A 20,164-nucleotide genomic window follows, 5' to 3' on the forward strand; every position below is an offset into this window, starting at 1 on the left:
GTTTATGTACCCGAAAGCCTCGGGGGCACGAGCAGGATACTCGAGCCAGCAGGAGATGTTTTTGAATATCTTTCCATATTTTTATACTTTTGTCTAGACCAGAAAACTGGAGAAATGAAAAAAGTAAAATGCAATTAAATTATTTTAAATAAAATGAAAAATGCTATCAAGCTAATTTTTGGATTGCTATTTATAGGAATGTTTTCTTTATATATAATTTATTTTTCTTCGTTTGTAATGCCTTGGGAAAGAAACGAAGCCATTCAAAGCGCTCTCGAATGGGGAAAATTAGATACACTTCCTCAAGATGCTGAAATTATTAGTTTAGAGAAAAGAGGTTCCATTTTTACACGCCAATTTATTATTGAATTTGAAAGTTCAGAAAGTGAAATTAAAAAATGGATGATGAGAAGTCAGGGATTCAAAAACAATACGCCAGAAATAAGAAATGAAAAAAAAATATATCATATACATATAAAGAAATCAAAAGCATATGGTGGAAAGGTCGAAATTACAGGAAATAAAGTTTTGATTAATATGAGTTGGAGTTAAATCCGCGCATTCCTTAAAAGTAAATTAAAACATATTATGGAAGTTAAATCAAAGTTCAGAAAGCTTTTTTGGGTTAGAACAGGAATTGGTTTTCTTGTTTTTATAATTATACTAAATATATGTTTAAGTAGTATTTCGCAATATTCGCAATTAAGTAAAAATCCTATCTTCATTGTATCATTTTTATTTTTACTATTTTGTCTTATTGCCGCATTGACTTTGCTTGAAACTTTTAAATTGATAATTACAGATCAAGGAATCATAAAAATATTTATTATATCTGGACGCAAAAAAGAGATTCCTTTCTCGTCAATCATTAATCTGAAAAATCAAAAAGTACGAATGCAGACAAGAGCTGGACATCTAACAGATGGATATACTTTGAGTATATTAACGTTGAACAATAATAGTGATTTAAAAATATCACCTGATATTTTTTCAAATTATAATGAAATTATGACTGCAATTAAAAGTAAATTGGAATAATTTATTTAAACGTCATTTATAGATCCCATTCGCTTGAATGGGATTTTTTTTTACGGCTATTTTATGTTTTGGTATTTTACAATTTTTCTTTCACAATTCCCATCCTACAAATTTGAAATTTCAAACCAAAATTCTATAACAGAGTCGTTTTACTTTTTGAGGAACTTTGACATAACAGATTTCGGAATAATAAACCTAAAATTTAAAGTCATGCCAGATCCTAGAATTAAAAACGAAGAACAGTACGAGGCACTTGTAAAAAAAGGGTACAGTAAAGAAAAATCTGGTCGTATTGCCAATACGCCTGATTCTGGAAAGAAAGGCGGAAAAGCAAAACCATATGAAGAATGGACAAAAGAAGAACTCCAGAAACAAGCCAGTAAAGTAGGTATCAAAGGACGTTCTTATATGAATAAAGAAAAACTGATTCATTCTTTAAGAAGCAATTGAATAATAAGACAATTAGCCAATTAGATAATTAGACAATTAGATAGTTGAAATAGAAAATTAGATAATTGTAGTATTTGAAAGAACGATAGACCAAAAACAATAAACAAAAAAACGCCATGAATGCCGCCGCCAGAAAAGAGAATTTAATGAACCAGTTGATTAAGACGCCGCATTTAGTGATTGACAAACTAGATTTGGAATACGTTAACGATAGTCAGCTTACGATTGTGCGCTGCCGTGAAGGCGAAAATTTTGTCTATAAAAAGAATGGGAGAGATGTAAAATCAAAATCAGAACTAGAACGCATTAACAGTCTGGTTTTGCCTCCTGCATGGGAAGACGTTAGAATAGCAGATTGCACAAACGGACATTTGCAGGCGGTTGGGATTGATGATAAAAAGAGAAAACAATATCGGTATCATCCGAAATGGAATTTACTTCGAAATCAAACTAAGTTTTACAAAATAGCCGAGTTTGGAGCCAAACTCCCTTCGATTAGAAAACAAGTCGATCAGGATTTAGAAAAAAAAGAATGGTGCAGGGATAAAGTTGTGGCTTTGGTGATTCGGTTAATGGAAGAGACGCATATTAGAATCGGAAACGAAAAATACGCTAAAGACAATAAATCGTACGGACTTTCGACTTTAAGAAAACGCCACATCAATATTAATAAAAATTCGCTTCGATTTGAATTTACAGGCAAAAAAGGAGTGCAGCATACGATTACAACTCGAAATAAACAATTGATGAAACTAGTAAGCCGCTGTGAAGAAATTCCGGGGTGGGAAGTTTTTAAATATTATGATAAAAATGGCGAAAAAAAGGTACTCGACAGCCATATGGTAAATGAATATCTGCATGCCATTTCTGGAGAATATTTCAGCGCAAAAGATTTTAGAACCTGGGCGGCATCGATTATATTTTTTGAAAGTTTAATGGAAATGGGAGTTACAGCAGACGAAAAACAAGCTAAAAAAAATGTGATCGCCGCCTTTGATATCACTGCTGAAGCTCTGGGAAATACCAGAAAAGTATGCAAAGATTATTACGTTCATCCTCTATTGATTTCGACTTACGAAGACGGATCGATTCAAAAGTATTTTGATTCTGTCAAAAAAAGCCGAAGCAATAAAAAATATTTCACAAGATCAGAAACCGCATTTTCAGAATTGATTCAGAATTACGAAATCAATCTCGATCAGGAATGCGCTTAAATAATAGAGTTAAGGCTCTCTAAAAAAGCCTCATACAGAATCATTATTAACTAAAAAACTATTATTATGTTACGTTGGACAGTCACATTTATTATTCTAGCCATAGTGGCGGGAATATTTGGTTTTGGTGGTATTGCCGCTGGAGCCGCTAGTATCGCTAAAGTTTTATTTTTTATATTCTTAGTATTATTTGTAATATCACTAATTAGCGGAAGAACAAGAGTTTAATCTCGAATCAGTAAATAAAACACAAACAAAAACGGCACATCTATCTGGATGTGTCGTTTGCAGTTTCAAGAAAAAATACTAACCATGGGTACACATAGCGGAGCTTATCAGGATGTTTATGTAAAAAGGGACAACGAAATGGTAAGCTTAAAAAATGATGTAACAGATTTTTGTGAAAAATACCTAAAACCTGTTCATCCAGAAAATTGGGATTGGTCCGTTCGAGACTTTGATAATCCCGAAAATGATCCAACGGTGCAAGAAGCGAGAGCTATTGCCGATGTAGTTTTTAGGGATCTAAATGATAAAAAACATACCGATGTAGATCTTTCTACGATGAATAATGTTCATGCTATAAAAGCGTATCTGGATCCGCAGAGCAAACATTCTGATTTTAATATGGAAGAATTTGCTTTTGCCTTAAAAGTTGAGCTTGAACATGGTAAAATAAAAGATGTAAATGTAACCAACAATCATCCGTTTTTAACCGCGATGATTGCCTTGGCGCACATGACCGAAAGTCTTACGTATTATAAAAGACTCAAAGTGATGGAGGCAGAGGGAGAGATTTACGAAATTCTAAGAAAATTGGAACATACTGCTGTTGAAAAAGAGAAATGGTACGAAGAATTGGCAAAAGCAGAACAAGAACTTAATGAAGCCAGAGCTGGTCTTGCAGAACGCCTGGAGAAAATGGACGATATTCCAGTATTGAAAATTATTGGCGATTAACTAGATTTTAAACTCAAAAAAGCCGTTAAGAATTAAAAACTTAACGGCTTTTTTATTTGTTTTAATGAGTTGAAAATTTAGAATTTTCTAGGATCATTTTCTGGATATTCTTCCTCATCATTATCTTCCTGAACATCGTCTTCGATATATTCGTCTTCTTCGTCAATATCTTCTTCGATGAATTCGTCTTCTTCGTCTTCATCATCGTCGTCATCGATATCTTCTAAAACATCTTCTGTTTCGTTAAAGTCAAAATTTAATTCGTCAGACGGATTGTCCAGTTCATCATTTTCTACTTCAAGATCGTCGTCTTGCAGTTCTCCGCTTTCAAGTTCGATTTCGTAAACATCGTCGTTATTATCTTCGAGATCTCTATCGTTATGAAAATCATCGTTTAAATCGTCTAAATCGTCGTCTGAGATATCTTCGTCTGGATTAGGATGATTGGGATTGTGGCCGTTTCGAACCATATAACCTCTTTCTGCAATTTCTCGGTTATCATTATCAGATTCTTTGACATCTTCTATATCCTCAAAATGATTGTTGATTTGACCGCTTCTGTTGTTATTGAAATCATTATACTTTGAATTTCGATCTCTTATAATGCTGTTTTTATTATCTGTAGTGCTCATGACGTGTATATTTAATTGTTACTATATTACAAAGCTAGAACCGATTGCAAGGAAATGCTTTATAGAATTTGTATTTTATAATTGTGTAATTAACAGATGTTTAGAATAGAAATTCTGACTGCGAATGTTATAACCTGATCGAAACTCAACGCTGTAATTTTGGGTTATTACAAATCTTAAAAATTATTATTATGAAAACTGCAGATAAGAAAAAAGAAACCACTCCAAGAGGGGTAACGAAACCCAAAAAAGATGCCGCATCAGGATTGACAGAATTGTTTGAAGATGGATTGAAAGATATTTACTGGGCAGAGAAAGCATTGACAAAAGCATTGCCGGTTATGGTTAAAAATGCAACGTCGCCAGAACTTAAACAAGCAATCGAAAGCCATTTGACCGAAACCGAAGAGCAGATTAACCGTCTTGAAAAAGTCTTTAAAATAATAGGACAAAAAGCAGCAGCTAAAAAATGCGATGCTATGGAAGGTTTAATTGAAGAAGCTAAAGGAATGCTGGAAGAAACCGAAATCGGCGTAGTACGCGATGCGGGAATTATCGCAGCAAGCCAGAAAATCGAACATTACGAAATCGCTACTTACGGAACTTTGAGACAGTTTGCAGAAACTCTTGGACTTCCAGAAGCTGCTTCTTTACTAGAACTAACGCTTGATGAAGAAAAAGGTGCAGATAAAACATTGACAGAAGTGGCTGTAAATGCTGTAAATCTTGAAGCGGCAGAAATCGAATAAAAACACAGATTCAATACCATTAAAAGTGCAGTCTTAAAAGCTGCACTTTTTTCTTAAAAGAAATATTATGCCAGAAGGTCCATCCATAGTAATTTTAAAAGAAGAAGTACAGCAATTTACGAATCAGAAAGTGATCACAGCTTCTGGTACAGCAAATATTGATATCGAAAGAATCAACAATAAAACGATTCGTGAGTTTAAAACGTGGGGAAAACATTTCTTGATTTGTTTTGATGATTTTACTGTAAAGATTCACCTCCTTATGTTTGGAACTTATAGAATTAATGATCAAAAAGAACTCCAGCCCAGATTAAGTATGGTTTTTAAAACTGGCGAACTCAATTTCTACACCTGTTCGGTTAAAATTCTCGAAGGCGATATCAATACGCACTACGATTGGAGTATTGATGTTATGAATGAAAATTGGAATCCTAAAAAAGCAAAAGAAAGTCTGGAAAAAATTCCAGAAACGATGATCTGTGATGCTGTTTTAGATCAGAATATATTTTCGGGAGTTGGTAACATCATTAAAAATGAAGTATTGTTTCGATGCTTTATTCATCCCGAATCGCTCACGGGTAAAATTCCGATTAATGATCTCAATGAATTAATCAGTGAATGCTCGATTTATAGTTTTGAATTTTTGTATTGGAAGAAAAAATTCGAACTCAAAAAGCATTGGCAGGCACATACCAAAAAGATCTGTCCGCGATGCAATATTCCCCTTCATAAAAAACAAACCGGAGACAAGAAAAGAAGAAGCTTTTTTTGTACCAACTGTCAAGTTTTATACTAATGAAAAATAAAATTCTAATAGGCTGTTCCAGTTTTTATAATAGTTTTTGGAAAGGCGTTTTCTATCCAGAAAACCTGCCCTCTAAACAATGGTTCGATTATTACTGCCAGCATTTTGATACATATGAATTCAACGGGAGCTTTTATAAATTTCCAACCATTAGAATATTTCAAAACTGGTACAATAAAACACCAAAAGACTTTATATTTTCGATCAAAGTTCCCAAAGAAATAACGCATCTTAAAAAACTAAATGACTGCGAAAATAGACTGCAGGAGTTTTATGAGGTCTGTCAGCTAGGATTAAAAGAAAAACTCGGTCCTATTTTATTGCAGCTCCCGCCAAGTTACGTTTTCACTAAAGAAAAACTCGAAACGATACTCCAGATACTGAATTATGATTTTCAGAATGTAGTAGAGTTCCGCCATGAAAGCTGGTGGAATGATGAGGTTTGGAATGCTTTTAAAGAAAAAGGCATCACGTTTTGCAGTGTCAGTCATCCCAATTTACCGCAGACTATTTTTAAAGATTTTCCGCTCGTTTACATCCGATTCCACGGAATTCCGAAAATGTTTTATTCCAGTTATTCTAAAGAAGAATTATTGTCTGTAAGCAGCCAAATAAAATCAAAACAAGGATTTGTTTATTTTAATAATACAGCCAGCGAAGCAGGAATTTTGAATGCTTTGGAACTCCAGAAGATTTCTGGAAAGCAGTAATTGTTAAACTTATTTGTCTTTTAGACCGAAGGGAGAAATTGCACTCGTAAAAGCAAAGAATATCAATCTTTGTCCCATTACTAGTGCAATTTCTCCCTTCGGTCGAAAATGACAACATTTTATTTTTACAAAACTTTGAATTTTAGCAAAACTACAATTTCAAAGTTCCTTCAATACCATCATCCATGGTTTTACCCGTTACCAAAGCAGCAGTCATTTTTGCAATTGCCACCATTTTTCCGTTTTTGTTATTCCAATAATATCCATCCTCCGGAACTACTTTTATAACGCTCAAATTCGGATCGTCAATACCTCCAGGCATCCATACTTTTACAATAGGGGTGTACAATTCTTCAATTTTATCGCGATCGTACAAAATAGTAGCAGTTCCGTGCAATGTTAAAAATTTATCATGCGGTTCAGAAAAAAACAGCTCTACCGTTGGGTTAAGCGTTATCTCTGCATTTTGGCTGCTGTTTCTGTCCGATAAGAACCAAAGTTGTCCGTAATCATCTATTTTTTGTACCGACATCGGACGTGACTGTAGTCTATCATCATTATAAGTACACAACATACACGTTTTTATATTCTCTGCAAGATCTTTTATTTTATCTACAGCAAATTCATTTTCTAGGTTTTTATGATCTCCCATGACTTTTTTTATTAGTAGTTAATAATTCTTTTTTTTTCTAAATCATTAGAAAGTAAAATTCCTTTTTTTTAAATAAAACGGCTTATATAATTAGAATTATAAATTATGAGATTTCAATCATTAATTATTTTGTAAGAATTTAAATATATATCGTTTCGCTTTATAAAATACATTATATTTGAAATATTAAAATTTCACTCGAAAAATACCATGAAAGATTTTACTATTTTTTACACCGACGACGATGACGACGACTTGAGTATTTTTGCTGATGCTGTAGAATCAGTTCCTCAAAAAGTCAGTCTTCAAACGTACACGGGAGGAGAAAAATTGCTGCAGGCAATTTTTAATCCGCCGCCAACACCTTATGTGGTGTTTTTAGATTTAAACATGCCAGGAAAGAATGGTTTCGAAGTACTGCAGGAAATCAGAGGCTCGGATAAGAAAAACATTCCGGTTATTATTTATTCTACCTCAAATGAACCCAGTATTATTGAAAGATGCCGGAACCTTGGAGCCAGCTGTTTTGTTACCAAACCCATTTTAATGAGCGACATTATCAAGTCGATTCAGCATGCATTAGAAGTAGACTGGGAAAAGTTTACGCCCACACATGCCAATTTTGTTTACAAATATTAAATGAAGCGCTTATTGTATTACATTACTCTAAATTTACACACATATCAAACAGATCCTTTTAGACAAAAACGCGGATAAAGACAGATTTTTAAGCTAGTATAATCTGTCTTTATCGGCGCTGTTTGGCAGCAAATCTGTTTAATCAGCGTGTTTCATAAAAGCTGTATTTTAAATACAATTGCAGAGCGGTTAGGATAAATCTGGAATGTAAACATTAAAGACAGAGCCTTTGCCTTTTTCGCTGGAAACCATAATAATCCCATTATGGTTTTCTACGATCTTTTTTACTATTGCCAATCCGATTCCAGTTCCAGAAAACTCGCTTTCCGTATTCAGACGCTGAAAAACTTCAAAAATCCGATCTTTATAAACTGGATCAAAACCAATTCCATTATCTGCAATTTGGAAATGATGGTACATTTTATTCGGAAATTCTACTGGAGCTTCTATTTCTTTTCCTTTTATTTTTTTCACAGTGATTTCAATTACCGGCGGTACTCCTTTTCGGGAAAACTTTAATGCGTTTCCAATCAGATTGTGCAGTAATTGTCTAAACTGAAACTGAATAACTGTCGCTTCGCCCAGCAGACTATAATAAATATGAGCTTTCTTCTCTTCGATACGATCAGAAAAATCACTGATGACTTCTTCTGCGATCTCATCTAAATTTACTTTAGTAAAAACTCTTTCTGCCGAATTGGTTCTGGAATAGGTAAGAAGGTCCTGAATCAAATTCTGCATTCTTCTGGCCGAAACTTCAATTTTGGCCAGATACGTTTTGGCATTTGGCGAGATATTCTGATCGTCCAGATCATTTAAACGGCTTGCAAAAGTCTGAATTTTACGAAGCGGTTCTTGTAAATCGTGACTCGAAATATAGGCAAAGGACTGGAGTTCAATATTCATATTTACCAAATCCCTGTTTTTGAGTTCCAATTGTGTGGTGCGTTCTATAATCTGGTTTTCCAGCTGGTTCGACAAGTTCTTTTGATCCTCAATATCCGTGCTCGTTCCTACCCACATCTGAATAATTCCTTGTTCGTCCCGCTGCGGAATTGCACGGCTGAGCTGCCAGCGGTATTCGCCGTCTTTTCGCAGAAAACGGTGTACCAGCAGAAAATCCTTTCCCGATTTTACCGATTTCATCCAGGTGTTTACATTTTCCTCACGGTCATCTGGATGTACAATCTGCAGCCATCCGTTTTGTTCTACTTCTTCTTTACTTAAACCTGCAAATTCATAGAGAGCATTGTTAAAATAATTGATATTTCCTAATGTATCACTGGTCCAGATAATCTGAGGCATAGAATCGGCCAGCAGTCTAAATTTTTGCTCACTTTTGGCCAAAACCTGTATCCTGTTTTTTTCAACAGTATTATCCATTACAGTTCCAATCATTTTAGATGGATCTCCAAATTCATCAAAAAATATTTTTCCGTGTACTTTTATCCAGCTTATCGAATGATCTAATTTAACAATTCGGGCTTCATATTTGTAAATACTCGTCTTTAAGGCCTGCTCAAAAGCAGCTTGTAAAATAGGCTCGTCTTCTGGAAGTATGCGGCTTCTCATATCCTGATGCAAGACTTTTGTTCCTTTTTCAAAACCAAAAATATCCAGAATGTTTTCGGTATAAATCAATTTTTTGTTTTCCAGATTTAGGTCCCAAGTAGCAATTTCAGCAATTTCGGCTGCCAGACGCGCTCTTTCTTCTGCCGTTTCCAGTTTTTTGCGGGCTTTAACTTTTGCCGTAACATCGTTTACAGTAACCATAATGCCAGAAACCTTTCCGTCTTTTTCAAAAAGCGGGGTATATTCATAATCCAGATAGAACTTTTTAAGTTTTCCCTGAATGTCTACATAAGCAATAGATTCATTTTCTCTTATGGCTTCACCCGTATTTAAAATATTATCCAGAATTTTAGGGTACTTTTGATTGATAAGCTCCGGAAATACCTCGAGTATCGATTTGCCGAGGGTGTCTTTTTCTTCGCGCTCCCAAATCGTTTTCATCATCGTAGTATTGGCCATTTCTATTTTTTGGTCACGACCTCTAAATATGGCCATTGCAATAGGAGATTCCATTACAATTTTCCTAAAAGCTTTTTCGCTTTCTGCCAAAAGATGTTTTGCCTTTATTTCTTCGGTTACCTCATAAGCAATGATTATAATTCCAGAAACTTTATTATCCGCTTCTCGTAACGGATGAAAAACTAAGTTAAAATAACAATGTTCTTCTTTTCCGTAACGGTTTAAAGTTACTTCCAGCTCATCTGTATAATAGGGAATCCCTTCATTAAAAACCTTAGAAAGCAGCGGATACACAATTTCTTCTGCTTCTGGCACGACATCAAAAATCGGTTTTCCGATGACTTTATTTTCGGTCTTATCTATAATCTGGAGATAAGTCGGATTTGCCATTTCTACAATTAAATTCGGACCTCGCAAAATTCCGATTCCAAGCGGCAGTTGCTTTATCGTATCTCTAAAACGTTTTTCGCTTTCTTCGATCGCATTTCTGGATAACACCTGCAATGTTACATCACTGGCGATGGCCGTTATTCCAGAAATTTTTCCATTAGGTTCCCGCAGCGCTTCATAAGTAACATTGATGTACGTATTGACTATTTTGCCGTTTCGGGTTAATTTTACAGGAAGTTCCTGCGCTGTAAATTTTTCACCCGTTTCATAAACCTGTTTCAAGAGATCTTCCAGTCCTTGTCCTGTAACTTCTGGCAATACTTCAAAAATAGGTTTATTCAAAACTTCACTTTCATTTCTTTCCCAGATTTCAAGCATTAACGTATTTACAATCTCGACTTTATAGGTCGGACCTCTAAAAACGCACATCGCATTGGGAGCCTGTAAAATCGTATTGCGATAACGCTCAATACTGTCTTCCAGTTTTTTATGAACATTTATCTTATCGGTAGTTTCGTTGCAGATTACTAGAACGCCGGCAGTTTTACCTTCCTCATTATTAACAGGGCTGTAGCTGAAAGTCCAATAAACATCTTCTAGTTTTCCGTTTCTGTAAATCGGCAGAAATTGATCTTCGTGCCAAGTCGCTTCATTTTGTGTTAAAACCTGATCAATCAAAGGTTTTATAAAACCCCAGATTTCGGGCCAGCAATCGGCACCTTTTCCTCCGAGTATAGAAGGATGTTTTCCGTCGTTGCCCAGACTTGGACGGTAAGCATCATTATAGAAACAAATATGATCGGGTCCCCAAAATAGAAACATGGGGAATTTAGAATTTAAAAGAATCCCTAAAGTGGTGCGCAGACTTTGCGGCCAGGAATCGGGTGTGCCAATTATAGTTTTACTCCAATCTTTTTGGCGGGTAAGCTGTCCCATTTCGCCGCCGTTGGCCAAGAAAGAATGATTGTTATTGCTCATTAAAATTAAAAATTTGTTTACTCAAAAAAAAACTTCTTTATGTGCTCAATAAAGATAGTAATTCTTACAATACATTTTAGAATACTAAAATTAGTAAAATATTCTTTTACCGTTTTTTAGGTTTTTTGAATGAGCTACAATTTAAATCTATTGAGTTAATTTTAATGGGTTTGAATGATGAAATTTGAATAACAAACAAATTAAAAAACAAAATATCATGAAAAGAGAATATTCAAAACATGAGACCGACTATATAAAGAAGTATCAAGACGAAGGGTATACAGACAATTATTTATTTGATGGAGGCTGTTTAATGGATACTGAAACAAAGTATAAATACCAGCCTGACGAAATCTATATTGTAGCCCAGCACCGGTACGAAGGAATGAGCGATCCAGATGATATGTCTATTTTGTACATTATCGAAACCAAAGATCAAAGAAAAGGAACGCATCTTTTAGGTTACGGCCCAACAGCAGATTTGGAAGAAGCAGAATTTTTTAAAGACATTCCGAAAGTAAATTATACCAAAAATTCGGATATTAACGAACTAACATAGAAGTAAAAATAGATTAGTATTTTTATTTTGCTGATGAGCAGTTGTTTCAATTTTATTGAGGCAGCTGCTTTTTCTTTTTAAGGTTCAGAGGAACAAAGGTTCAGAGGAACAAAGGTTCAAAGGTTCATAGGTTTAAAGGTTCATAGGTTTAAAGTTTCACAGGTTTAATGTTTCATAGGTTTAAAGGTTTAAAGTTTCATAGGTTTAAAGGTTTAAAGTTGCAGAGGTTTAAAGTTGCAGAGGTTTAGAGATTCAAGTTTCAAAGGATAGAGATTTAGAGATTCAAGTTTCTTTGTACCTATGTCCTTTTGTTCCCATGTCCCTTTGTCTCTATGTCCCTTTGTCTCTTTATACCTATGTCCCTCTGAACCTTAAAAAAAATAAGAAAATGGCTTAAATAAAAATTATGAAATATTGGTCTGAAATTGTATAAAGAAGTGAAAGGCATTATACACGAAATTTGTCTTATACAAAAAGAGATAATAAACCAAGTTTAGATTTTGTACGTAAATAATTACGATCAATTTAGCTAAAACCAAAACCAAAATGAAAAAACTTTACTTAAATAATGGCGGCTTTGAAGCTGTTTTTGATAATCTAAAAGAAAGCTTTGGAGGTGATCTTAAAATCTCATCCAACGAATATAATTTGAGAATAGAATCCAAATGGGCAAAAGGAACCATTACTGGAATCCGTTTTGAAAAAGAAATGACCTACCTCAATTTTGACATCGTATTTTATCAAGACGTAATGCTGAGTATCGAAGCAAATCCGTTTGCGCCAGTATTTTTTGCTTACTGCGAAAAAGGAACTCTTACGCATAGTTTTGGTGCCAATGGAGAGCTTAAAACGCTTAAAAAGCAGCAATCTGGCATCATGAGTAATTCAACTTCAATAAATAGTGTTTTATATTTTGAAAGCCACAAACAGATTCAGTTTTCGTTAATCGGAATACCGACTGCAGCTGCCAGAAGTACAGCTTTTGATTTTGCATCAGAAGTAAAGAAAAGATTCATCCATGAATCTGGAAATTATCTATACATAGGTTCCGAAAATCATAAAATAGGAGAGAAGTTTGAAGAACTTAAAACAATTCCGAAGCAGGGAACCATTCGTTATCTATTGATGAAAGATATTTTAAAAGAAGTATTAGAGTTGGAGATAGCGCAGCACAGTTATAATTATTTAAATTCTTTTGATCCGCTTGTCAATTTTGCTGTAAAACAAATCGGAGAGATTAAAAGAATTTCGAATTTAAACTTTTCAGGAATTATTGCGCCGGTATTGCATTTCAAGAAAAATCTTCAGACCCGCAGTTTAAAAGAAAAATATCATTTGGAACTAGAACCCTTCAATCAAAAATTAGCTAGCTAGTAAGCACTTTATATTCTTCATTTTTTTCCAAAAAAAAACAGCTTTTACGAGCTGTTTTTTTTATTGGAGAGATTTTGAGTATCAACAAACTAGTAGCTTAAACCGCTCAAGCTATTCTTTTTCAAAGTAAATAATAAAATATACCATTATTAAATTCAGGCATAAAGAAATACTGTTCGTTAGGATAATCGGGAGATCATTTTTTAGAATGCCGTAAACGATCCACACAGCGATTCCGAAAGTTAGAATGCTGAACATTTTAAGCGAAATTTCTTTTACTTTTTTGGTTTTCCAGACTTTTAAAATCTGTGGAATTGTAGAGATTGTGATACAAGTTCCCGCAAAAAGACCGATAATATCGATATAGTTCATAAGTTGTTTTTTTAAATGATTTTTTACCGCCAAGCCGCAATACACAAAGTTTTATTTCAAACCAATTTTAAAAGCGGATTCAAGTTTCATCTGCTCAATCTCCCAAATCTGCGAGAAAAAATTACGCTCTCAGATTTAGAAAATCCATCAGATTTCATTGATTTAAATTAATCTGCCCAATCTCCCAAATCTGCGAGAAAAAAAATACTTTCAGATTTAGAAAATCCACGATATTAGTGATTTAAATTAATCTGCTCAATCTCCCAAATCTGCGAGAAAAATTACGCTCCCAGATTTAGAAAATCCATCATATTTCATTTATTTAAATTAATCTGCTTAAATCTCCCAAATCTGCGAGAAAAATTACGCTCCCAAATTTAGAAAATCATCCAGATTTCAGTGATTTAAATTAATCTGCTCAATCTCCTAAATCTGCGAAAAAAAATTACGCTCCCAGATTTAGAAAATCCATCAGAGTTCATTGATTTAAATTAATCTGCTTAAATCTCCCAAATCTGCGTGAAATAAAATAAAATAAAAACTCTGCGTCTTAGTGGCAAAACATACAGCGTCTTTAACTGCCTATTAATTCGCCTCCGTTAATATGGATAAACTGGCCGGTAATATAACTGCTGTCTTCAGAAGCAAGAAATACATAAGCAGGAGCAACCTCAGACGGTTGTCCCGCTCTTCCCATTGGGTTGTCTTTTCCAAAATCAGAAAGTTTATCAAAACTTGCCACAATCAACGGCGTCCAGATTGGACCCGGTGCAACGCCATTGACGCGAATCTGCCTTTTGGCCAGCATAGACGACAGCGATCGTGTAAAGCTCACAATTGCGCCCTTTGTACTAGAATAGTCAGCAAGATGTTCACTGCCTCTGTAAGCCGTAACCGAGCTGGTATTGATTATAGTATCACCCTCTTGCAGAAACGGAAGTGCCGCTTTAGCAATATAGAAATACGGATAAATATTGGTCTCAAAAGTCTTTTGAAGCTGTGCGGCGGTTATTTTTTCCAGTTCTTTCTGAGGAAACTGCACTGCGGCATTATTAACTATAATATTAAGCTTCTTAAAAGTAGTATGGCATTTTTTGATAGCAGTTTTACAAAACTGTTCTTCTTTCAAATCACCGCTTATCAAGAGACATTGGCGTCCCTCTTTTTCGACTAAGGCTTTCGTTTGCTTTGCGTCTTTATCTTCTTTTAGATACACAATGGCAATGTCTGCGCCTTCTCTGGCAAAATGCACCGCAACACTGCGTCCGATTCCGCTGTCGCCGCCTGTGATAAAAGCCACCTTACCCAAGAGTTTACCGCTGCCAGTATAATTATCGCGGATAATTTCTGGTTCGGGATTCATTTGATGCTCGTTCCCAGGGAGATTTTGTTTTTGTTCCGGAAATGTTTTTATCTTTTTCATAGTAGTATTCAATTTGTAATTCTAAAAGTAACCAGAAACCTACATTTTAACTGCCTTGAATAAATTTATGATTGCCTCAATAAAACTGAAGACGTACTATATTGTATGAAAATACCTTAAAATCGAAGAAAAGTCAAATAAGAGGAAAAAACTTTTACTTTCAAAAAGATTTAAATATTACATAATTATACACTCCGACATGGGAATTTTGTAACTATTTTCGATTTGGATAAAAAAGCGACTGGATATTTTTTTTATACATTTGAGAATTTCCATGGATTTTTCTAGAAAAACTTATATTTTTCTGAAAACCAGGCCGATTTTACAATCATTTAAATAATAAAGTTTTGATTTACAACCGATTTAGCTTCCAAACCGCATGGTATTAATTGTAGACGATATAAGAGCAAATATTATTGCCTTAAAGAAAACATTAGAGCTGCATAATATCGATGTCGATTCTGCTGAATCGGGAGAAGAAGCTTTAAAGAAAATTTTAAAGACAGACTATTGTCTGATTATAATGGATGTTCAAATGCCGGGACTTGACGGGTTTGAAGTAGTTAAAATCCTATCTGGAAATAAACGCACCAAAGATATTCCTGTAATCTTTCTTTCGGCTCTTAATACCGAGAAAAAATACATCTTTAAAGGATATGAAACGGGTGCTGTAGAGTATATTACCAAACCTGTTGATTCTGATTTGCTGATTTTAAAGGTAAAAACCTTCCTCAAAATCTATGAACAGCAAAATGAATTGAAGGCAATCAAGGATCTGCTGTCTAAAGAAATTAAAATCAGGAAAGAAGCACAAGACAATCTTGAAATTAAGATCATCGAAAGAACCAAAGAACTGGTGCAGAAAAACGAAGAATTAGAACTTCGAAACCACGAGCTGCAGCAATTTTCATGGGTGGTTTCTCATGACTTAAACGAACCTATTCGTAAAATTCAAATCTTCATCAAAATTATAAAAGACCTTTACTTAAAAGCAGACGACAAAGCCGTTGATTATGTAGATAGAACTATTAAATCGGCAGAACGAATGCAGACTTTAATTACCGATTTATTAGCGTATTCGAGACTTTCGGCGCAGGTAAAACCCGAAAAAACAGATTTAAATGAAGTGCTTCAGGAAGTGCTGTCGGATTTTGATTATTTAATTGAAAACAAAAAAGCAGTAATCAGAACTGGAGAACTTCCAACTATAGACAGTATTCCGAGCCAAATGCGTCAGGTTTTTCAGAATTTGATCGGAAATGCTTTGAAATTTTCTGGTGCAAACGGAAATCCAATGATTGAGATTACGTCAGAGAATATAATTTCAAAGGAGTTTGAGAGTCCGGCTGCTGCAGACGGAAAATTCTGCAGAATTACGGTAAAAGATAACGGAATCGGCTTTGATGAGATTTATCTGGATAGAATATTCATTATTTTTCAGAGTTTAAACGACCGTCAAACCTATGAAGGAACCGGAATCGGACTGGCAATCGCTAAAAAAATTATCGATAAACACAACGGATTAATCACCGCCAAAAGTAAATTAGGCGAAGGCGCAAGTTTTATCATTATACTTCCATTAAGCTCAAAATAACTAGTAAACTTTACCAATGCAGAACAATTTTAAACGAAACCTCTTAATCAGTTCTTCTATTTCGCTGATTATTTTAATGATTAGCTCTACAGCCTCTTTTTTGAGCATAAAGAGCCTTCTAGACAGTAATGCCTGGGTCAATCATACTCAGGAAGTTATTTATAATTTAAACGCCGCATCGGCTACTATTACAGACGCTCAGACCAGCATGAGAGGCTATCTGATCTCTGGGGATACCGATTTTTTGGATGAATACAGTATTGCAGAAAAGGTTTCTTCTGAATATTTAGAAAAACTCGAAGAACTTACTATAGATAATGGCACACAGCAAAAGAGACTCGATGAGTTAAAACCGCTTCGTGTCAACTTTTTTAAATACCTGAACAATCTTACCGTAAAAAAGAAACTTCAAACTCAAAATGTAAATTTTGACTTGGGCGAAGGACGAAAAATGATGGACGAACTTCGAAGCAAGTTCAAAAGCATCGAAAACACCGAACAAAATTTACTGAAAGAGCGTATTCAAAACTCGGAACGTTTTGGAAACTACAGTTTTGTATTAATTATTATCGCTTTTATTATTGCCTTGATTATCACGGTAGTTTTCTTTGCCAGAATATTAAAAGACCACAATGATCGCCTTTTACTACAGCGCGAACTGGAACAAAAAGATATTGAAACAGCAGAAAGACTTGTCGTTATCGGAGGTTTGGCTGCGCAGATTTCAAAAGGAAATTATGATGTTGAGATCGATGACAAAAAATCGGATACCCTTGGAGCTCTTGGAAATTCACTGCATGAAATGAGGGATTCGCTTAAAACCTCTTTTGAACTGCTTTCGCAGAAAGAATGGCTGCAGGCTGGTATTGCGGCATTGAATGACAAAATGCTGGGCGAAAAAACCATTCAGAAATTATCCAAAGATGTTATTGAGTTTTTGTGCCAATACACCAACAGCAGCGCTGGAGTTCTGTATGTTTTGGATGGCGAAGAACTGGCCGTTTCTGGCGGTTACAGTTACATACCGAGTAAAAACAGAGAACGTATTAAGAAAGGCGAGGGCTTAATAGGGCAAGCCATTAGTTCTGGCAAAATGCTTGAATTAAAAACGTTAACTGCAGAAGATATTCAAATCAATTATGCTTTAGGACAGATCAAACCAACGCATATTGTGGCAGTCCCATTAATGGACTTTAAAGTAGAAGGTGCCGTAGAATTAGCGAGTATTTACGGATTTTCGGTTTTACAGCTGGAATTTTTAAACGCTGTTGCCAACAATATTGGAATTGCTATTAAGTCAACTCAAAATAGAAAAAAAGTAGTCGAGCTTTTAGAAGAAACCAAGACACAGGCAGAAGAACTGCAGATTCAGCACAGCGAATTAGAAGCTATAAACGCAGAACTAGAAGCACAGACAGAGAAGCTGCAGGCTTCTGAAGAAGAGCTTCGTGTACAGCAGGAAGAGTTGGAGCAAACCAACGAAGAATTGTCTGAAAGAAGCGTTTTATTAGAAGAAAAAAATACCGAGATTCAGAAAAAATCGGAAGCTTTGGAAGTTTCAACACGATATAAATCAGAGTTTTTGGCCAATATGTCGCACGAACTTAGAACACCATTAAATTCGATTTTATTATTAAGCCGTTTGTTATCTGAAAACAATAACGAAACGATGAATACAGAAGAAATTGAGTTTGCTAAGGTAATTCAGAGTTCAGGAAACAGCTTATTAGGGTTAATTGACGAAATTCTGGATTTGTCAAAAATCGAAGCGGGTAAAATGGATTTGGAATTCCTGGATATCTCGACAAAAGAAATTACAGACAGTCTTCATAATTTATTCTATTTAGTAGCAAAAGAAAAAGGAATTAATTTCGAAATTATTGCGAAAGATGCCCCAATCGTTATTAAGACAGACAAAATGCGTTTGGAACAAATTCTAAAAAACTTGATTTCAAATGCGATCAAATTTACAGAAAAAGGAACGGTAAGTCTTGAAATTAAAGTAAATACAGACGATGATAAAATCATCTGCTTTATTGTAAAAGATACCGGAATCGGAATTCCGTTAGAAAAACAACCTTTAATTTTTGAAGCCTTCCAACAGGCAGACGGCTCAACCAAACGCAAATACGGAGGTACTGGTTTAGGATTGTCCATCAGCCGTGAATTGGCAAAATTACTGCGCGGCGAAATTGTACTGCACAGTAAAGTAAACGAAGGAAGTACTTTTACGTTATGTCTTCCCGTTTTAGGATTTGCTGTTAGTAAAATTTCGGTAGATAAAATACCGCATGCAGAAGTGCTTACAGAAGAAGGAGAAGAGGAAGAAACAGCTGAAGATAAACCGAAATACATCAGCGAACTGATTCCAGACGAAATTGAAGACGATAGAAATAATATTTTAGAAGGAGATAAAGTAATTCTAATTGTAGAAGATGATATTAATTTTGCAAAATCACTTGTAGCGTTTACGCAGAAAAAAGGATATAAAGCAATCGTTGCCGTAAGAGGAGATTATGCTTTAAACTTTGCTTTAATTTATAAACCGGTTGGAATTTTATTGGATATTGAACTTCCGGTAAAAAGCGGCTGGCAGGTTTTGGAGGAATTAAAAAATAATCTCCATACCAAACACATTTCGGTGCATATTATGTCTTCGCATAAATTAAAACAAGAAAGTCTGCTCAAAGGAGCGGTGGATTTCTTGGACAAACCCGTTGCTTTTGACAGAATTCCAGAGGTTTTTACACGTATAGAACATATTATCAATAAAGAATCTCAAAAAGTTTTAATTATAGAAGACAATCCAAAACATGCCAAAGCATTAGCTTATTTCTTAGAAACCTATAATATTAACTCAGAAATAAAAAGCGAGGTTTCGGACGGATTATCTGCTCTTGGTAAAGAAGAAGTAGACTGCGTTATTCTGGATATGGGAATTCCGGACAAACAGGCTTACGAAATCTTAGACGGAGTAAAGAAAAACCCTGGATTGGAAAATCTTCCGGTGATTGTTTTTACTGGTAAAAGTTTGTCTATTAAAGAAGAATTAAAAATCAGAAAATATGCCGATTCTATTATTGTAAAAACGGCACATTCGTATCAAAGAATGCTGGACGAGGTTTCGCTTTTCCTTCATTTGGTAGAAGACAAGAAAGAATCAAACGGTAAAAAAGAAAGTGCCAAGAAGTTAAATTCATTGAATAATATTTTATTTGATAAAAAAGTACTGATAGTAGACGACGATGTACGTAATATATATTCGCTTTCTAAAGCGCTTGAAGCATTTAGAATGAATGTTATTACAGCATTTGACGGAAAAGAAGCCATCAAAATTTTAGAAGAACACCCGGATACAGACGTGGTATTACTAGACATGATGATGCCTAATATGGACGGTTATGAAACTGCCGAAAAAATTAGAAGTAACCCTAAATTCCTTAATTTAGCCGTTATCGCCGTAACAGCCAAAGCCATGACAGGCGATAGAGAAAAGTGTATCAGAGCAGGAGCTTCAGACTACATTACAAAACCTGTCGATGTTGACCAGTTGTTATCTTTACTTCGAGTGTGGTTGTACGATAAAATCTAATT

General features: G+C 34.9%; 19 protein-coding genes. 14 read left to right on the top strand and 5 right to left on the bottom strand.

The features are described from left to right. The first annotated feature begins 153 nt into the window (after positions 1 to 153). The 6 genes from C4F50_RS04680 to C4F50_RS04705 all read left to right on the top strand — a co-directional run bounded on the left by C4F50_RS04680 (position 154) and on the right by C4F50_RS04705 (position 3,662). Positions 154 to 552, top strand: a complete 399-nt coding sequence (locus C4F50_RS04680) for a hypothetical protein (protein WP_193845258.1) — start codon at positions 154 to 156, stop codon at positions 550 to 552. Positions 553 to 588: 36 nt separating this feature from the next. After that, positions 589 to 1,038: a hypothetical protein gene (locus tag C4F50_RS04685; protein WP_193845259.1), complete on the top strand. Its 450-nt coding sequence runs from the start codon at positions 589 to 591 to the stop codon at positions 1,036 to 1,038. A gap of 210 nt (positions 1,039 to 1,248) precedes the next feature. Beyond that, complete coding sequence (locus C4F50_RS04690; RefSeq protein ID WP_193845260.1) at positions 1,249 to 1,488, top strand: DUF7218 family protein; 240 nt, start codon at positions 1,249 to 1,251, stop codon at positions 1,486 to 1,488. Between the two features lie 116 nt (positions 1,489 to 1,604). Then, complete coding sequence (locus C4F50_RS04695; protein ID WP_193845261.1) at positions 1,605 to 2,702, top strand: DNA topoisomerase IB; 1,098 nt, start codon at positions 1,605 to 1,607, stop codon at positions 2,700 to 2,702. A gap of 66 nt (positions 2,703 to 2,768) precedes the next feature. Beyond that, positions 2,769 to 2,930 (top strand): DUF1328 domain-containing protein, encoded by a 162-nt coding sequence (locus C4F50_RS04700; protein WP_084678966.1) that lies wholly within the window; start codon positions 2,769 to 2,771, stop codon positions 2,928 to 2,930. A gap of 84 nt (positions 2,931 to 3,014) precedes the next feature. Further along, complete coding sequence (locus C4F50_RS04705; RefSeq protein WP_193845262.1) at positions 3,015 to 3,662, top strand: DUF5661 family protein; 648 nt, start codon at positions 3,015 to 3,017, stop codon at positions 3,660 to 3,662. Positions 3,663 to 3,739: 77 nt separating this feature from the next. Here the strand turns inward: C4F50_RS04705 and C4F50_RS04710 are convergent, their stop codons facing one another. Then, positions 3,740 to 4,294 (bottom strand): hypothetical protein, encoded by a 555-nt coding sequence (locus C4F50_RS04710; RefSeq protein ID WP_193845263.1) that lies wholly within the window; start codon positions 4,292 to 4,294, stop codon positions 3,740 to 3,742. Positions 4,295 to 4,485: 191 nt separating this feature from the next. On the opposite strand from C4F50_RS04710, the gene C4F50_RS04715 reads away from it, so the two are divergent. From C4F50_RS04715 to C4F50_RS04725, 3 genes are all read left to right on the top strand, one after another. Then, the gene (locus C4F50_RS04715) at positions 4,486 to 5,043 is read left to right on the top strand and encodes a YciE/YciF ferroxidase family protein (protein ID WP_193845264.1); all 558 of its coding nucleotides are present in this window, start codon (positions 4,486 to 4,488) and stop codon (positions 5,041 to 5,043) included. 67 nt (positions 5,044 to 5,110) lie between these two features. Further along, a complete protein-coding gene (locus tag C4F50_RS04720) occupies positions 5,111 to 5,839 on the top strand; it encodes a DNA-formamidopyrimidine glycosylase family protein (RefSeq protein ID WP_193845265.1) in 729 nt (242 codons plus the stop codon). Then, on the top strand, positions 5,839 to 6,558 hold the full coding sequence (locus C4F50_RS04725; protein WP_193845266.1) for a DUF72 domain-containing protein: 720 nt from the start codon (positions 5,839 to 5,841) through the stop codon (positions 6,556 to 6,558). Before C4F50_RS04720 ends, C4F50_RS04725 begins: the two co-directional genes overlap by 1 nt. A gap of 151 nt (positions 6,559 to 6,709) precedes the next feature. On the opposite strand, the gene C4F50_RS04730 is transcribed toward C4F50_RS04725, so the two are convergent. Continuing rightward, a complete protein-coding gene (locus tag C4F50_RS04730; RefSeq protein ID WP_193845267.1) occupies positions 6,710 to 7,210 on the bottom strand; it encodes a pyridoxamine 5'-phosphate oxidase family protein in 501 nt (166 codons plus the stop codon). 210 nt (positions 7,211 to 7,420) lie between these two features. On the opposite strand from C4F50_RS04730, the gene C4F50_RS04735 reads away from it, so the two are divergent. Then, entirely contained in the window at positions 7,421 to 7,849 is a 429-nt protein-coding gene (locus C4F50_RS04735; protein ID WP_193845268.1) for a response regulator, read from the top strand. A gap of 189 nt (positions 7,850 to 8,038) precedes the next feature. Here the strand turns inward: C4F50_RS04735 and C4F50_RS04740 are convergent, their stop codons facing one another. After that, entirely contained in the window at positions 8,039 to 11,248 is a 3,210-nt protein-coding gene (locus C4F50_RS04740; protein WP_193845269.1) for a PAS domain-containing protein, read from the bottom strand. Between the two features lie 217 nt (positions 11,249 to 11,465). Here C4F50_RS04740 and C4F50_RS04745 point away from each other — a divergent pair, with 217 nt between their 5' ends. Both C4F50_RS04745 and C4F50_RS04750 read left to right on the top strand, forming a co-directional pair. Further along, positions 11,466 to 11,807, top strand: coding sequence for a hypothetical protein (locus C4F50_RS04745; RefSeq protein WP_193845270.1), 342 nt, complete (start codon positions 11,466 to 11,468; stop codon positions 11,805 to 11,807). Positions 11,808 to 12,353: 546 nt separating this feature from the next. Then, the gene (locus tag C4F50_RS04750) at positions 12,354 to 13,181 is read left to right on the top strand and encodes a hypothetical protein (RefSeq protein WP_193845271.1); all 828 of its coding nucleotides are present in this window, start codon (positions 12,354 to 12,356) and stop codon (positions 13,179 to 13,181) included. Between the two features lie 111 nt (positions 13,182 to 13,292). Here C4F50_RS04750 and C4F50_RS04755 read toward each other — a convergent pair whose 3' ends face one another. Further along, complete coding sequence (locus C4F50_RS04755; protein ID WP_193845272.1) at positions 13,293 to 13,553, bottom strand: SemiSWEET family sugar transporter; 261 nt, start codon at positions 13,551 to 13,553, stop codon at positions 13,293 to 13,295. 574 nt (positions 13,554 to 14,127) lie between these two features. After that, the gene (locus C4F50_RS04760) at positions 14,128 to 14,976 is read right to left on the bottom strand and encodes an SDR family oxidoreductase (protein WP_193845273.1); all 849 of its coding nucleotides are present in this window, start codon (positions 14,974 to 14,976) and stop codon (positions 14,128 to 14,130) included. 379 nt (positions 14,977 to 15,355) lie between these two features. Between C4F50_RS04760 and C4F50_RS04765 the strand changes: the two genes are divergently transcribed. Next, entirely contained in the window at positions 15,356 to 16,570 is a 1,215-nt protein-coding gene (locus C4F50_RS04765) for a hybrid sensor histidine kinase/response regulator (protein WP_193845274.1), read from the top strand. A 16-nt stretch (positions 16,571 to 16,586) separates the two neighbouring features. After that, complete coding sequence (locus C4F50_RS04770) at positions 16,587 to 20,162, top strand: response regulator (protein ID WP_193845275.1); 3,576 nt, start codon at positions 16,587 to 16,589, stop codon at positions 20,160 to 20,162. Positions 20,163 to 20,164 lie beyond the last annotated feature (2 nt).

The organism is Flavobacterium hungaricum, assembly GCF_015182285.1.
Lineage (GTDB): Bacteria > Bacteroidota > Bacteroidia > Flavobacteriales > Flavobacteriaceae > Flavobacterium > Flavobacterium hungaricum.